The 12,972-nt window shown below is 66.7% G+C and carries 15 protein-coding genes; 7 read left to right on the top strand and 8 right to left on the bottom strand.

The genetic code is table 11. The features are described from left to right. Nucleotides 1–48 precede the first annotated feature (48 nt). Nucleotides 49–339, top strand: a complete 291-nt coding sequence (locus V6U71_RS01160; protein WP_411340607.1) for a putative quinol monooxygenase — start codon at nucleotides 49–51, stop codon at nucleotides 337–339. Nucleotides 340–507: 168 nt separating this feature from the next. On the opposite strand, the gene soxR is transcribed toward V6U71_RS01160, so the two are convergent. Beyond that, nucleotides 508–978 (bottom strand): redox-sensitive transcriptional activator SoxR, encoded by a 471-nt coding sequence (gene soxR, locus V6U71_RS01155; RefSeq protein WP_411340606.1) that lies wholly within the window; start codon nucleotides 976–978, stop codon nucleotides 508–510. Between the two features lie 88 nt (nucleotides 979–1,066). Between soxR and V6U71_RS01150 the strand changes: the two genes are divergently transcribed. Both V6U71_RS01150 and V6U71_RS01145 read left to right on the top strand, forming a co-directional pair. Then, the gene (locus V6U71_RS01150) at nucleotides 1,067–1,462 is read left to right on the top strand and encodes a VOC family protein (RefSeq protein ID WP_411340605.1); all 396 of its coding nucleotides are present in this window, start codon (nucleotides 1,067–1,069) and stop codon (nucleotides 1,460–1,462) included. A 64-nt stretch (nucleotides 1,463–1,526) separates the two neighbouring features. Next, nucleotides 1,527–1,991: a pyridoxamine 5'-phosphate oxidase family protein gene (locus V6U71_RS01145; RefSeq protein WP_411340604.1), complete on the top strand. Its 465-nt coding sequence runs from the start codon at nucleotides 1,527–1,529 to the stop codon at nucleotides 1,989–1,991. Nucleotides 1,992–2,022: 31 nt separating this feature from the next. On the opposite strand, the gene V6U71_RS01140 is transcribed toward V6U71_RS01145, so the two are convergent. Next, entirely contained in the window at nucleotides 2,023–3,027 is a 1,005-nt protein-coding gene (locus V6U71_RS01140) for a dipeptide epimerase (protein ID WP_411340603.1), read from the bottom strand. 24 nt (nucleotides 3,028–3,051) lie between these two features. Between V6U71_RS01140 and V6U71_RS01135 the strand changes: the two genes are divergently transcribed. Further along, nucleotides 3,052–3,447, top strand: coding sequence for a YkvA family protein (locus V6U71_RS01135; RefSeq protein WP_411340602.1), 396 nt, complete (start codon nucleotides 3,052–3,054; stop codon nucleotides 3,445–3,447). A 188-nt stretch (nucleotides 3,448–3,635) separates the two neighbouring features. Here the strand turns inward: V6U71_RS01135 and V6U71_RS01130 are convergent, their stop codons facing one another. Beyond that, nucleotides 3,636–4,856, bottom strand: a complete 1,221-nt coding sequence (locus tag V6U71_RS01130) for a polyhydroxyalkanoate depolymerase (protein WP_411340601.1) — start codon at nucleotides 4,854–4,856, stop codon at nucleotides 3,636–3,638. 275 nt (nucleotides 4,857–5,131) lie between these two features. Here V6U71_RS01130 and V6U71_RS01125 point away from each other — a divergent pair, with 275 nt between their 5' ends. The 3 genes from V6U71_RS01125 (at nucleotide 5,132) to V6U71_RS01115 (ending at nucleotide 7,880) form a co-directional block, all read left to right on the top strand. Further along, nucleotides 5,132–5,389 carry a YjhX family toxin gene (locus tag V6U71_RS01125; protein WP_411340600.1) on the top strand — a complete coding sequence of 86 codons (258 nt, stop codon included), beginning with the start codon at nucleotides 5,132–5,134 and terminating at the stop codon, nucleotides 5,387–5,389. Nucleotides 5,390–5,494: 105 nt separating this feature from the next. Further along, nucleotides 5,495–7,306, top strand: coding sequence for an ABC transporter transmembrane domain-containing protein (locus tag V6U71_RS01120; protein ID WP_411340599.1), 1,812 nt, complete (start codon nucleotides 5,495–5,497; stop codon nucleotides 7,304–7,306). A 37-nt stretch (nucleotides 7,307–7,343) separates the two neighbouring features. Further along, on the top strand, nucleotides 7,344–7,880 hold the full coding sequence (locus tag V6U71_RS01115; RefSeq protein ID WP_411340598.1) for a DUF1993 domain-containing protein: 537 nt from the start codon (nucleotides 7,344–7,346) through the stop codon (nucleotides 7,878–7,880). A gap of 45 nt (nucleotides 7,881–7,925) precedes the next feature. Here the strand turns inward: V6U71_RS01115 and V6U71_RS01110 are convergent, their stop codons facing one another. The 5 genes from V6U71_RS01110 to V6U71_RS01090 all read right to left on the bottom strand — a co-directional run bounded on the left by V6U71_RS01110 (nucleotide 7,926) and on the right by V6U71_RS01090 (nucleotide 12,909). After that, on the bottom strand, nucleotides 7,926–8,363 hold the full coding sequence (locus tag V6U71_RS01110; protein ID WP_411340597.1) for an ExbD/TolR family protein: 438 nt from the start codon (nucleotides 8,361–8,363) through the stop codon (nucleotides 7,926–7,928). Nucleotides 8,364–8,627: 264 nt separating this feature from the next. Continuing rightward, nucleotides 8,628–9,737 carry an OmpA family protein gene (locus V6U71_RS01105; protein WP_411340596.1) on the bottom strand — a complete coding sequence of 370 codons (1,110 nt, stop codon included), beginning with the start codon at nucleotides 9,735–9,737 and terminating at the stop codon, nucleotides 8,628–8,630. 129 nt (nucleotides 9,738–9,866) lie between these two features. Next, nucleotides 9,867–10,271 carry a DUF2793 domain-containing protein gene (locus tag V6U71_RS01100; RefSeq protein WP_411340595.1) on the bottom strand — a complete coding sequence of 135 codons (405 nt, stop codon included), beginning with the start codon at nucleotides 10,269–10,271 and terminating at the stop codon, nucleotides 9,867–9,869. Between the two features lie 51 nt (nucleotides 10,272–10,322). Further along, complete coding sequence (locus tag V6U71_RS01095) at nucleotides 10,323–12,497, bottom strand: phage tail protein (RefSeq protein WP_411340594.1); 2,175 nt, start codon at nucleotides 12,495–12,497, stop codon at nucleotides 10,323–10,325. Nucleotides 12,498–12,567: 70 nt separating this feature from the next. Further along, a complete protein-coding gene (locus V6U71_RS01090) occupies nucleotides 12,568–12,909 on the bottom strand; it encodes a peptidoglycan endopeptidase (protein ID WP_411340593.1) in 342 nt (113 codons plus the stop codon). Nucleotides 12,910–12,972: the final 63 nt, after the last annotated feature.

Raw genomic sequence — 12,972 nt, 5'->3', positions numbered from 1 at the left:
GGGCGGGCCGTCGGCCGGCCCCGGCCATCTGCAACCGGAGGATTTGTCATGAGTGCAATCGGCATCATCGCGACCATTCGCGTCCAGCCCGGCAAGGAAGCCGAATTCGAGGACGTCTTCGCCGAACTTGCCCCTGCGGTCGCCGCGAACGAGCCCGGCAACAGCTATTACCGCCTGTTTCGCACGGACGAGACCGGCGTGTACAAGGTGATGGAATGCTACGACGACGATGCGGCGGTCGATGCGCACCGCGCGTCGGATCATTTCCGCACCATCGGCGCACGTCTCGGCCCCTGCCTCGCCGGCGCGCCCGAGATCGAAAAGCTCGCCGCCGTCTGATCGGCCGCTGACGGCTGGAAGCGGACGTCCCTTACTTCGTCATTCCCGCGAAAGCGGGAACCCAGAGCGTGCGTCGGCCTGCCCCACACTGGGTTCCCGCTTTCGCGGGAATGACGAGGGTAGGGTATGGAACGTCCGTTCCCCACCCCACAGCCACCAAAACCGCCGTCACCCGACCTCCGCAATCTCCCCCGCCCGGTCGCCCAGCAGGTAACGCGGCCCCGCGCCGCGCTGCGCCGCCTTGTCCTCGCGGTTGTACAATCCGCACTTCTTGAGCGACAGGCAGCCGCAGCCGATGCAATTGTCGAGCAGCTCGCGCGTCCGCGCCAGTGCGACAATCTGCGCGTCGATCCGCGCGCGCAGCCCGGTGCTGATCCGCGTCCAGTCGGCGGCGTTCGGCGTCCGCCCGGCGGGCAGGCGCGCCAGCTCCCCGGCAATTTCCTCGAGGCTGAGCCCCAGTTGCTGCGCGATCAGGATGAACGACACGCGGCGGATGTCGGCGCGCAGGAAACGCCGCTGCCCGCCGCTGGTGCGCAGTGCCTCGATCAGCCCCTTCGCCTCATAGAAACGGATCGCCGACACCGCCACGCCGGTGCGTGCCGCAAGTTCGCCGATGGCAATCAGGTCGCGCCGGTGCATGCTCGCGCCGCCCTTTCGAATAAGGCTTGATCTAAAGCTGACTTGAGCTTCTAAAAGTCCTGCGTCAACCCGAATCAGGAGCAAGCAAGTGACGCACCCCTTCATCGAACATGTGAATCTGACCGTCAGCGATCCGGCAAGGACCGCCTCGCTGATGATCGCCATCTTCGGCTGGCACGAACGCTGGCGCGGTCCGGCGCAGAGCGGCGGCCACACGATCCACGTCGGCAGCGACCGCGCCTATATCGCGCTCTACACACCGCCGAGCGGCATCGAGACCGGCCTCCGCTATCCGAAGGGCGAGCCGCTCAACCATGTCGGCGTCCAGGTCGACGACCTCGAAGCGGTCGAAACACGCGTGAAGGCCGTCGGCCTCCTGCCCTTCAACCACGGCGATTACGAGCCAGGCCGCCGCTTCTACTTCTTCGACCCCGACGGCATCGAATATGAAGTCGTCAGCTATGCGGAGCCCGCGCCGCGCTGAACCGGGCAACAACCGGCGGTCTGCCGCGTTGATCGTGCATCGGGGGGCATGAAGGAGCCTTTCGATGAGCGACGACATTAAAAAGCAATTCTGGAAAGCGCTGGCCGACAGCCCCTATGTCATGGTCGGCATGACCGGCGAGCGCGCGCACCATATCCCGATGAACGCCCAGCTCGACAAGGATGCGAACAGCGCCTTCTGGTTCTTCACCGCAACCGACAACCGCCTTGCCGCTGGCGGCCCCGCGATGGCGCAGTTCGCGTCGAAGGGGCACGACCTGTTCGCCTGCATTTCGGGGACGCTGCGCGACGAAACCGACCGCGCCGTGCTCGACCGGCTGTGGAACAACGGCATCGCGGCCTGGTACGAAGGCGGCAAGAACGACCCCAAGCTCGTCCTCCTGCGCTTCGACCTCGACGACGCCGAAATCTGGACCGCCGACCCCGGGATCAAGGGCATGTTCAAGCTCGCGACCGGGATGACGATGAAGGAAGGCGATCTCGGCAAGCACGCCGAGGTGGCGCTGTAAAATGTCCCGCCCCTGCCTCGCACGGGGGCGGTTACAGCACCGGCGGCCCGATCAGCCCTTCGCGAAACTCGAACCCGGCCTCGCGATCGCGTGCCAGCAGCGCCGGCCCGTCGAGATCGACCCAGCGCGCCCGCTGCGCCAGCACGAAGGCGGGGGCGATCGCAAGGCTGGTGCACAGCATGCACCCGACCATGATCGACAGCCCTGCCGCGTCGGCGGCGTCGGCAAGCCGCAGCGCCTCGGTCAGCCCGCCCGCCTTGTCGAGCTTGATATTCACGCCGTCGTAAAAGGTGCCGATTCGCGCCACGTCGGCCGTGGTCTGACAGCTTTCGTCGGCGACGAACGGCACCGGCGCGTAAATCGGATCGAGCAGCGCATCGGCGCCGACCGGCACCGGTTGCTCGATCATCTCGACTCCCATGTCGGCAAGCGCTTCGGCCTCGCTCAATATGTCGATCCCGCCCCAGCTTTCATTGGCATCGACGATCAGCCGCGCCCCGGGCGCGCCTTTGCGTACCGCCGCGACGCGCAGGCGGTCGTCTTCGCCGGTCAGCTTGACCTTGAGCAGGCAATAGCCGTCGGCCTCGGCCGTCGCGGCCTGCTCGGCCATCGCGCCGGGCGTCCCGAGCGAGATGGTATAGGCGGTGACGCGCGCGGTCGGCGCGCCGTCGCACCCGGCCAATTGCCAGAGCCGCAGGCCGCGTTGGCGCGCTTCGAGATCCCAGAGCGCACAGTCGAGCGCGTTGCGCGCCGCCCCCGGCCCCATGATTTCCTGTATCGCCACCCGCGCTTCGGCGGCGCCCAGATCGGCGATGTGCGGCGCGGCGCGCAGCAACTGGTCGCGGCATAACGCGGCATCCTCGCCGAGATAATAGACCGGGGTCCCCTCGCCGCGTCCCGTCGCGCGCGCCGTGTCCTCGGAGCCTTCGACTTCGGCAACGATGACATCGACATGCGTCTTCACGCCGCGGCTGATAACGAAGGAGCCCGCGACGGGCCAGCGTTCGACACGCGCGCTTTTCAGTTGGATAGCCATCGCAGAAGGCTAGTGTAGATCGCGATGACCGGCAAATCCCTTTCCGAACGCATCGGCGAATTGGGCCACCGGCTCGCAGTCGAAGCGCATGCCGCCTGGCTCGCCGCCCGCGATCCGCGCGTGCCGTGGTCGGCGCGCCTCCTCGCGGTCGCGGTCGCGGCCTATGCGCTCTCGCCGATCGACCTGGTACCCGATTTCATCCCGGTGCTCGGCTGGCTCGACGACCTGATCATCGTCCCGCTCGGGCTGTGGCTCGTCCGCCGTCTGATCCCCGATCCGCTATGGGCCGAACTGCACGCCGCCGCCGAGGTCGCGAGCGAGCGCCCGTCGAGCCGCGCCGGGATGGCCTTCATCCTGCTGCTGTGGGCGGCACTTCTTTACATCGTCTACTGGAGCGTCCGGACCTCGCCTTGGCATTGAACGGGAAGCTCTGCTTTGGGGTGAGAAGCTGCCGTTGCTCAATCCACCTTCGTCATCCCGGACTTGATCCGGGATCCCGCTTTTTTGAGGCATCGGCAGTTCATGAGGTCAAGCGGGACCCCGGATCAAGTCCGGGGTGACGATGAAAGAGAGGGCGGCTTTAGGCTAAAACCGACCGGCAGCCACCCTCACCCGCCGTTGCTGCGGATCCACCCTTCGACCACCGGCGCAATCTCTTCGCGCCATTTGCGGCCGTTAAAGATGCCGTAATGGCCGACCGCCTTCGCCATCAGATATTTCTTCTTCTCGGCCGGCAGCGCCTTGGCGAGCGTCAGCGCCGCCTTGGTCTGGCCGATCCCCGAAATATCGTCACGCTCGCCCTCGATCGCGAGGATCGCGATATCCTCGATCGCGCCGATATCGACCGGCTGGCCGCGATGCAGCATCTCGCCCTTCGGCAGCAGGTGGCGCTGGAACACGACATCGACGGTCTGCAGGTAGAATTCGGCGGTCATGTCGCACACCGACCGATATTCGTCGTAAAATTCCTTGGTCTTGTCGGCACTCTCGCCATCGCCGTCGACTAGGTGTTTGAACATCTCCCAATGGCTCATCATATGATTGCCAAGGTTCATCGACATGAAGCCCGCGAGTTGCAGGAAGCCCGGATAGACGCGGCGCCCTGCCCCCGGATAATAGGCGGGGACGGTCGCGATGACATTTTCCTGGAACCACGCATAGGGCCGCGTCGTCGCATGTTCGTTGACCGCGGTCGGCGCCTTGCGCGTGTCGATCGGGCCGCCCATCATCGTCAGCGTCTTCGGCCGGCACTTGTGCTTGTTCGCCGCCATGACGGCCGCTGCCGCGAGGCTCGGCACCGACGGCTGACACACCGCCAGCATATGCGCGCCCGGCCCGATATGCTCGAGCCACGAGATCAGATAATCGATATAATCGTCGAGGTCGAACTTGCCCGCTTCCAGCGGCGCATTGCGCGCGTCGCGCCAGTCGGTGATCCACACGTCGTGGCCGGGCAGCATGCGCTCGACGGTGCCGCGCAGCAGCGTCGCATAATGGCCCGACATCGGCGCGACGATCAGCAGCTTGGGCGCATCCTTGGCGCCCTTGTGCTTGAAATGCTTGAGCTGGCCGAAGGGCTTGCGCGCTTCGACGACTTCGGTGACGCGCACCGGTTCGCCATCGACCGTCGTTTCGTAAAGGTCGAATCCCGGCTTGCCGCGCGGCGCCGCGGCATGGGCAAAGACTTCGAGCGCGGACGCGAACATCGGGCTGCCGCCGAAATAACCGAGCGGATTCGCGGGGTGTTGCATGACCTGCGCGCCCGCGGTCGCCAGTGCGCTTGCCCCGGCAAGCCAGCTCTTCTGCATTTCAAACGCGTGATACAGCATAGATGTTCGTTCCTTGCGCAGCCCCGACGCTCTCTGGCGGGCGCCCGTTCGTTAGGGGCAGTCTAGGCCATCCATTTCATTGTGCAATGCATCAAAATCGTTTGCAGGCGATGATAATTATTCATATCCTGCCCGCGCGGCGCATTATGCGCCTTCGGAGTGATTATGTCTGAGATTGCGGGCAACCGCTAACATCCCGGCGACATCGGGATGTGCGTGCGTGCCGACCCCGGCGGTTGGCGCGCCCCTGTTGCTGAAAATCCCGGACATATTCCATGAACATTTCGAAAGCGGAGCAGCGCGTGCTCCATGTGCTGGCGCAAGGCGGCATGATCCGTCATCGCCGCGATGACGAGGGCGATATCGTCGAGGCGCTGTGCTTCACCCGCGACGGCTTCGTCCTCGCCAATATGAACCTGCCGCTGTTCCGGCGGCTGCGCCAACGCGGTTTCATCGGGTCGCAAAACGGTGCGCCGTACCGCATCTCGCAAGCCGGGCTGCGCGCCGTGCGGGCCCAGCTCGACAACCGCTGACGGATGGGGAGCGCGGCGATCATCGCGCTCCCCTTCAAAGCGCTTGAAGCGGCGCATCATTCTGCGGCGTTGAGCGCCGCCGCGACCGCTGCTAGGGCGTGCGCAATGGCGACACGATCAGACCAGCCCGCCCCGCCCGTTCCGGGCGAAATGCAGGACAAGCGCCCGCGCAAGCTCGGTAGTCTGCGCATGGTCTGGCACTATGCCAGCCGTTACCCGTTACAGCTCCTGATTGCGGTGATCGCGCTCGGCGTCGCCGCCATCGCGACGCTGGCGATCCCGTATCAGTTCAAGGAAATGATCGACAGCGGCTTCGTCGCCGGCGGCGGCGATGTCAGTCCGCATTTCCGCTTCTTCTATGTGATCGTGCTGCTGCTCGCGATCGCCACCGCGCTGCGCTTCTATTTCGTGAGCTGGCTCGGCGAACGCACCGTCGCCGACATTCGCCAGGGGGTACAGCAGAATCTGCTCCGCCTCGCGCCCGGTTTCTTCGAGGAAAACCGTCCGTCGGAAATCGCCTCGCGCATGACGTCGGACACGTCGATCATCGAACAGACCGTCGGCACCACTGTCTCGGTCGCGCTCCGCAACGTCGTGATGGGGATCGGCGGCATCGCCTATCTCTTCTCGCTCTCGCCAAAGCTCACCGGCGGCATATTGCTCGGCATCCCGGTGATCATCATGCCGATCGTGCTGCTCGGGCGAAAGCTCCAGAATGTCTCGCGATCGAGCCAGGACCGCGTCGCCGACATCGGCGCGACCACCGCCGAACAGCTCGGGGCGATGAAGATCGTCCAGGCCTTTGGCCAGCAGGACCGCGAAGCGGCGCGCTTCGCCACCGCCGTCGAGGCCAATTTCGCGACCGCCAAGCGCCGCATCCGCCTGCGCGCGACGATGACCGCGATCGTCATCGGCCTGCTGTTCGGCGCGATCACCACCCTGCTCTGGTACGGCGCCGTCGGCGTTGCCGAAGGCACGATTACCGGCGGCACGATCGCTGCCTTCGTCCTCACCGGCGGGCTTGTCGCGGGCGCATTCGGCGCGCTGACCGAGGTTTATGGCGACCTGCTTCGTGCCGCCGGCGCCGCCGAGCGGCTCAGCGAATTATTGAATGCCGAACCCAGCATCGCCGCGCCCGCGAAGCCGCAGCGCTTTCCCGATCCGATGATCGGCATGCTCGAATATAGGAATGTCGAATTCCACTATCCGACCCGACCCGATGCCCCGGCGCTGCATGGTTTCAGCCTCGCGATCCGCCCGCGCGAGACGGTGGCGATCGTCGGCCCGTCGGGCGCCGGCAAATCGACGCTCTTCCAGCTCGCCGAGCGCTTCTACGATCCGCAGGGCGGTGAAGTGCTGCTCGACGGCGTACCGCTCGTCGATGCCGACCCCGCCGACATCCGCGCCCGCATCGCGATGGTCCCGCAGGAAACGGTGATCTTCGCCGCGTCGGCGCGCGACAATCTGCGCTACGGCAACTGGAACGCGACCGACGAGGAACTCTGGGATGCCGCCCGCGCCGCCAATGCCGAGGAGTTCCTCCGCAAGCTGCCGCAGGGTCTCGATACCTTCATGGGCGAAGGCGGCGCGCGGCTGTCGGGCGGCCAGCGCCAGCGCGTGGCGATCGCCCGCGCGCTGCTCCGCCGCGCGCCGCTCCTGCTGCTCGACGAAGCGACCTCGGCGCTCGACGCCGAATCCGAAAAGCTCGTGCAGGATGCGCTCGAAACGTTGATGCACGACCGCACGACGATCGTCATCGCGCACCGGCTCGCGACCGTCCGCGCCGCCGATCGTATCGTTGTGATGGACGACGGGCGCATCGTCGAGGAAGGCCGCCACGACGATCTCGTCGCCGCCGACGGCCTCTATGCCCGCCTTGCCCGGCTACAGTTCCAGGACAATCTGGCCGCCGCCTAGAACCAACCTGCCGCCACCCTTCAAAGGACGCCTTGCCATGCTCTACGACCTTACCGTCCCCGCCTATATCAACGGATTGAAGGCCCTGTCGGGCCAGCTCGGCAAGGCGCTGGCATGGGGCCGCGACAATGATATCGGCGAACTGCAGTTCATCGCCGCACGCCTCGCGCCCGACATGTTCCCGCTCGCCTCGCAAGTGCGCTTTTCATGCGGACAGGCGATCCAAGTGGCGACGCGGCTCGGCGCGGGTGGCGCTCCCATGCTGGACGAGGACGCCACCGACTTCGCGGGCTTGCAGGCACAGATCGCCGCGACGCTGGCATGGCTCGAAACCATCGAACGCGCGACGCTCGATGGCGATCCCGATCGCGCGGTCGGCTTCGACCTGCCGAACGGCATGGCGTTCGACATGACCGCCGCCACCTACGTGCGCGACTGGGCGCAGCCGCAATATTACTTCCACCTCGTCGCCGCCTACGGCATCCTCCGCCACATGGGCGTGCCGCTCGGCAAAGCCGACTATGTCAGTTACATGATGGCCTATCTGCGCCCCGGAACTGCCCCCGCCGCCTGACGGATCGGCTTCCCGCCGCCCGGCGGGCGGCGGGGTAATATCGGATCAGATCAGCTCACGATATTGGTCGATCCCCGGAAAGGCGATCTTGCTGCCGCCATTGCGGCGGATCGCCCCGATCGCTTCATCGACGCGAAGATAGCGGGCCCGCGCCTCGGGCGCGAACAGGATCGTCGCCGGCTCGGGGCGCTTGGCCGCCTGCTTCACCAACGCGCTCAGCTCCGCCAGGTCGACAGCCTCGTCGTTCCAGCGAATGACGTCGGCGGTATCGATCGTCACGCTATTCTTGTCCTCGACCGGAATTCCGCGCCCGTCGGTGGGCAGCATCACATCGACGCTGTGCGTCGGCGGCGGGATGGTGATGATGAACATCACCAGCATCACCAGCATCACGTCGATCAGCGGCGTCGTGTTGATGTCGGGATCGCCGTTGGGATCGGTGCGAAAGATACTGTGGTGAAAAGCACTGCGACGTCGGCGCATCGTCTCTCTCCCTCTCGGGCGCGAGGCGGCTCGGCAAGATCGACGCGCGCCAGCCCCGCGCTGCGGATCGGTCCCCTGCATCCATTGCAGGTAATCGGCAACCCGCTTTGTAATGGTATAACATTTTATCGGCAGCGCAAATAAAAAGCGCGGCGCCCTCGGCCCTCCACCATGCCAAACCGGCGGCGCGCATAAAGAAAGGGCGGCACCTTTCGGTACCGCCCCTCTTTGTCTTCCAGTCCCTGTCGGGAGCGGAAACCGGTCTTACATGCCCGAGTTCGGACCGTAAGTGATTTCCACGCGACGGTTCTGGTCGTTGCGGACGCCGTCGGCGGTCGCAACGGCCGGACGGGTTTCGCCGAACGCCTGCGCGCTGATCGAGCTGTCCGAGATACCGCGTGCGGTCAGGTAGCTGCGAACCGCCGTGTTGCGGCGTTCCGACAGACCGACGTTGTACTTGGCCGAACCCGAACGGTCGGCGTGACCGGCGAGCATGACCTGCGTACCCGTGCAGCCCTGGTTGTAGGCGCTGATCGCGTTGTCGAGCGTCGAAGCCGCTTCCGGCGTGATGTTCGACTGATCCCAGTCGAAGTACACGATGTACGGTCCGGGCGCACAGACCACCGGCGGCGGCGGCGGGGGCGGCGGGGGCGGCGGCGGGGGAGGCGGCGGCGGCGGCGGCGGAGCCACATCCGGAACCGGCTCTGCGCCACCGAAGTTGAACGTCAGCGTGCCGAGCAGCGAGTGCGAACGGAAGCGCGTCGAAACGTCGCGGCCAAGCTGGTCGACCAGGTCGACACCGTTGACGTTGAAGAAACGATACTTCAGGCCGGCATCGATGTTGCGGGTCAGCGGCGCGCGAACGCCGGCGATTGCCTGCCAAGCGAAGCCCGTGTCCGAATCGTCGAGGAAGTTACCGGCGAAAACCGGCTCGACCGAAACGCGAGCCACACCGGCACCACCGCCGATGAAGCCCTGGATGCCGTCATCGTCGCCGAAGTCGAGCATACCGTTGACCATGAAGCTCAGAGCGTTCGAGTCACCGTTCAGCGGCGTGCTGCCGGTGAAGGAACCACCGGGCACCCCGTTGGGGATTCCGACGGTGAAGGTACCGGCCTTGATATCGGCTTCGCGATAGCCGACTTCGACTTCCGCGCGGAAACCGCCGAAGTCATAACCGACAGTGCCTTCGAAGTCGTACCCGGTCCGGTGATCGAGCGTGCCAGCATTTTCGACAGCGCCGATGTCGAGGTCCATGTCCTCGACGATCATAGCACCACCACCGACACCCACATACCAGGAGTTGTCGCGCGCCAGAGCAGGCGACGCCAGGGCAGTGGAGGCCAACGCCACAGCGACGGCAAGCTTCCTCATAGTAATTCCCCTTTCAATTGAGATATACGTCTCGCCAGACGTCCTACCCGCGCCTTTGGTTCCACGCAAGCGAACAAATCACCATTCTGTTGTAAAAAAGTCGCACTTTTGATGCGAGTAAAGGCAAATTCAGCCTGAAATCAGAAGACCATGCGCCTCGAGCAGCAGAATCAGTGCGGCGAGCACGCTACGGGCTTCTGAGTCGATTGTCGACCCGCCCGCCGCGCCCGCGATCGACGGCGGCTCGACCCAGCTTTCGCCGTCGAACCGCAACGATGCTCCATCGGCAAGACGCGACACCCGCATCGCCGCGCGGGGGAGCACGAATCGCCAGCCGCCCGACGTCCAGATCGCGACCGCATCCTCCTTCCCCGCCCACGCGGCCGTAGCGTCCGATCCGACGAGCCAGCAGCAACCCTCGACCGGCGTAGCCGGCGGGTCGGCCTGCGGCCCGGCTTCGATCACCGCATGAACCAGCGCGTCGAGCAAGGTCAGCGCCTCGTTGTGCGTAACCTCCTTTTGCGCCTGTGCCATCGCCAGCAGGGGCAAAGAAAAGCGAGGGGTTGCGGGCATGAGATCTTCCTTTCAGGTCAGGGGCAGGATGAGTGGAGCCGACACCGCGAAGTCACCGATCTGGCGAAGTTCGATGTGGCATCCCGGCGGTAGCGCCGCGATGATCGCGGCTTCGAGATGAAGGCTGGCCGACGGCCGCTCCCACGGCCCGAACCCCGGCACTGCGGGAACCAGCTCGGCGCGCCATGCTTCGCGACTTTCGCCCGGCGGAATATCGACATGGTCGCGCCAGCCCGGGTCGGCGCGGCTGCGGCGAATCCAGTCGATGTCGACACCGCCCGAACCGTCGGGCCGGATACGCGCATGCACCGGCGCCAGCGGCCGCAACGCCTGCGCCGTGCCCGGCATCTCGATATCTTCGATACCGGTACCGTTGCGCGGCGCCCACTGGACGATCGCCGCGCCGCTTTCGGCCCAGGCCGCCAGGTCGTCGGAGAGCAGCAGCAAGGCCGGATCGTCGATCATCGCGAAGGGCGCGCCCTCGGCATGCGCATCCGCATGGCTCCCCGCCCGTCCGCGCAGCAGCCGCGACAGGCGCCAGACGCCGGGCGTTACGGCTTCGGCAACGCCGAATTGCAGCAGTTCGCCGCCGATCATCGCCCGGTTTGCTCCGCCGAGCAGCCGCGCATCGTCGACCGTCTCGAGCGTCATCGCCGGATTGACCAGCGTGACGACGACGGCATTGGCCAGATCGAACAGGTCGGCGCTTCCCGCGCCCAGCGGCTCGGCGAGCGCGCCGAGCGCCGCCGCCGGGCGCAGCGCGCCGGCGGGCACCGGCTCGGCCCCGGGCATCGGCACGACCCAGCAGTCGGCGCCGCGCCAGCCGTCATTGCTGCCCGCTCCCGCGACCACGAGCCGCGGCGCCTGCGCGGCAGCTATGCCGAGGCTGGGCAAGTCGAACATATGCACGGTGCCGGTCGCATCGGCCCAGTCGGGCTGGACCACCGGCGCGCCCGGATCGGCCGCCACGGAACCGCCGGTCAGCGGCTGGTATCGCCGGAGCTCTATTCGCACGTCGTTCGCACGCACCGACCGGCTCGCCACGCGCCAGCCGCTTCCATCGATCAGGGTGACGACGCCGCCGACGGGCAGCGCCAGCGCGCCAAGGTCGGCCTGCCAGACGACCGTTCCACGGCCATCGGTCGCCGCCGCCGCAAGCTGCTGCGCAAGAGCGCGCGCCGATCCGGCGGCTAGCACCGCAGGCAGGTCGATCCGCTCCTCGCGAACCCCGCCGCCCGCGACCGCGCTCGCCTGCTGACCGAGCTGATAGTCGCGCTCGGGCTCGTAATGGCGCAGCCGTATGATACCAGGCAGCGACGACAGCGCCGCGCGGTTTTGCTCGACCCGGTCGCCCTGTGTTTCGGCGCGCCGCGTTTCGCGGAAACCGGCAAGCGCGACCGGGGCTGCGCCGATGCCTGCGGGGGCGAGATGCCATCCGCCCGGATCGCTGACCAGCCGCATGGCGTCGGCTTCGAACAGCGGCGCCAGCGCATCGCGCGCCCGGTCGCCCGACGCGGCATAGCCCGCGAATGCCCAGCCACCGCTGCAAAGCCCCGCCTCGCCGAGCAGGGTATCGCCGACCATACCCGCGTCGATCGGCCCGGCATCGGCCTCGACCTCGAAGGTCAGCGACGGGATGCGATTGCCGAAGCTCGCCAGTTCGAGTTCCTCGAACACCGCATAGCCGGTACCCCGAAACGCGCTCGCCGAGGCCATTCCTACTGCCGACGCAATGAGCGGGTCGGCAGCCTGATCCTCGCCCCCCGGATACCAGCGAAAGGTGCAGCGCTCCTTGAACGTCCCGCTCGACCCACGCAGCAAATTGCCATCCGCCCAGATCCGCCGGATCGCGCGGATCGGCCGCGACGACAGCGCCACCGCGAGCGAAACCGAATAGCTATATTCGGTCACCGACGGCCGCCCCTTGCCGCCGCCGCTCTTCGTCCGCCGCTCGATCAGGTCGGTCGCCCAGATCACGCTGCCCGCGACGCGCATCGTCCCGAACAGTTGCGGGATCTGCTGGCCATAGGTCGATGCCTGAACCTTGAGGTCGGCCAGCCGCGGGCCTTCGCGCCCCTTCGGCTTGAAGATCGCGGCGTCGACATGCTGGCCGAGCGTCGCGCCGATTGCCGCCCCCACCGGCCCGCCAACGAGCCCGCCGACCACCGTCAGCACCAAAGTCGCCATCCCAGTCCTCCAATGAAAGCGTCGCCCCTCCCGCATGCGGGAGGGGCAGCGAGACTTGCGAACTCGTTCGCTAGTCGCAGCGGGGTGGGCAAGGCGGCAATCGCCACCGTGCCAAATCTTCCGATCCACCTACCGGCGTTTCCACCACCCGCCGCAGCCCCGCATGCGCATGCACCAGCCGATCCGTGCCGATCAGCCCGAGGTGGAATTGCCCGGCATCGAGCGCGATCAGCGCCACATCGCCATCGCGGACTGCCCCGCCGACCGACATGAATCCCGCAGCCGTCAGCCCCGCCTCGACCTGCGCCCGCACCCAGCCGCGCAGCGGATAGCCCTGCGGCCGCACCAGACGCCGTCCCGCCGCCGCATAGGCCGCCCACACCAGCCCGACACAATCAACCCCGGTCCGCACGTCGCTTCCCTGCGGCCGGAACCGCACTCCCACCATCCCGCGCGCCGCAGCGAAGGCGCGCTG

Source organism: Sphingopyxis sp. J-6 (assembly GCF_046603995.1).
In the GTDB taxonomy this organism is placed as follows: Bacteria; Pseudomonadota; Alphaproteobacteria; order Sphingomonadales; family Sphingomonadaceae; genus Sphingopyxis.
Note: the sequence above shows the minus strand (reverse complement) of the source record. Positions and strands in the feature narration are given on the sequence as shown.